This window comes from Albidovulum sp. (assembly GCF_049646345.1).
Lineage (GTDB): Bacteria > Pseudomonadota > Alphaproteobacteria > Rhodobacterales > Rhodobacteraceae > Albidovulum.
This window is the reverse complement of sequence record NZ_JBARVQ010000030.1, coordinates 1-1,672: the sequence shown is the minus strand read 5'-3', so window position 1 is coordinate 1,672 and position 1,672 is coordinate 1. Positions and strand designations below refer to the sequence as shown.

Below are 1,672 nucleotides of genomic sequence, written 5' to 3'. Positions count from 1 at the left end.
CCACCAACCTCAGACAGCATTCGTCGGTCAGCCAGTTGTGTATGATCGCCTCGAGCTGCCCAATTTGAAACGGCATCCACTTCGGCCCGATCCAACTGTAGAATTTGCCGCGCCAGTGCGCGATGGTCCAGATGACATGATAATTTACGGGGTCGATCCATTGGCACCGCGCGCGCAGGTACATATCGCGGCTGCCGCGTAGCCCCTGGCTCCAGAGTGAATTCCCGGCTGCGCGCGGCATCTTCACTCGTCATTTCTGAACGGTCGTCTTTTGCGGCCCGGGAGGCAGCCTTGACCATCTTGTCCACGTCAGCCTTCTTTTGCGGATAGCCGCGTGCCTTGGCCTCGGCGACCAGTTTGACCACAGCGGGGTTGCGTTCTCCCTTGTGCAGAGCGGCAATCCGGGTGATTTCGGCCTCAAGCCAGTCGTTGTGATTTGTGGTTTCAAGCACAGAAGATCCTCCGACGAGCGCGATCTGATAGAGATGTCAGGGTGAACACGCGGCCACCCTGTGCGAATGAGCGAATGCACGGTTTATCCTGCATCGCGTAAATCTTGGCCTGGCTCCTGCCACCGCGTTCGGGTTCCAGCGGATCACGGCAGGTCTGGAGGTGGAATGCCGCTGGATTGGCAAAAATGTCCGCAACAGTCACTGCAACACCGCTCGACAGAACTATCGGCATCGAAGGGCCAAGAGCGCGCGTGTTCAGCATCTGATTTATTTGCATCAGGGCGCGGTCCTGCGGCACGCCACGTGCCCACCATTTCCTGGACCCGTTTGCCCGTATAGAGGCTGCGCGCACGTGCCATTTCCGGTGCCAGGTGCGAGCGTGCCTCAAGCAACATGCTGCGCAGACGTGCTTCTTCGATCTCGGACAGCGGCGGGATGGCAACCCGGCTGTCCACCGGTGCGAGACCGTCATAGAGGCGCACATCCTTTGTCTGCATCACAGGGTCACAGACATGAGCGCGCAGGAAGATCGGCTGCGATGGCACACGCAACTGAAGATCCACAATCGAGCGTTCCAGGAACGAACCGTCCGTGGCGACTTTGTGCCGACCCGCTCCACTCAGCACGAGGCGCTTGTGGGCGTCTTCGAGCGCGCGTGGTACGTCGGAACCGTCTGCCACCATCAGGAAGCAATGCAGCGATTTCGCGCCTGTTTCGCCACCCGGCCAACTTAGATTGGAGGAGGATGAGGAAGCCGTAGCCATCGCGGCGCGGGTCAGGCCGGGCAAGGCGTTCAGCAGCTCCTCCCGAACCGCATCCGGATCCCCGATCTGGTCGCAGTCGATGGTCAAAAGGGCGTTTCCGGCAGGGTGGCGAAAGTATTCGTTCGTCCGGGCGATCACACCGTTTCCAGCTGCGTGGCTCGGCAGCACGAGCGCCTCTGACACCCCAGACGCAATACCGGCTGTCAGGTGGACGGATGCGGGCAGCGACAGATAACGGTCTGCAAATCCCGTCAGGTCAGCCGCTCCACACAGAAAATAGTTGGAGCGGGTGAGCCGTCCGGCCGTCTCTTTGCGCAGCACGCCGTTTTCGTCCATCCAGACATGCTTGCCTGGAGCAGGCTCGCTCGGGTGGGCATGTTTTAGAACGCCAAAAAGCATCGGGTTCGATGTGGAAATGGGAGCCACCGCGCACATTCAGACGCCACCAGTCTTCTT

At 60.2% G+C, this 1,672-nt stretch carries 2 protein-coding genes; both read right to left on the bottom strand.

The features are described 5' to 3' along the window. Positions 1–452 (bottom strand): hypothetical protein (locus tag WBB85_RS00745; protein ID WP_432636706.1); only part of this gene is annotated, 452 nt, incomplete at its 3' end. Positions 453–595: 143 nt separating this feature from the next. After that, complete coding sequence (locus tag WBB85_RS00740; RefSeq protein WP_432636705.1) at positions 596–1,651, bottom strand: hypothetical protein; 1,056 nt, start codon at positions 1,649–1,651, stop codon at positions 596–598. Between the last annotated feature and the right edge of the window lie 21 nt (positions 1,652–1,672).

Bases quoted from the DNA above. Each gene is read 5' to 3' on its own strand.
- WBB85_RS00740 (WP_432636705.1), bottom strand. From the start codon at position 1,651: ATGTGCGCGGTGGCTCCCATTTCCACATCGAACCCGATGCTTTTTGGC.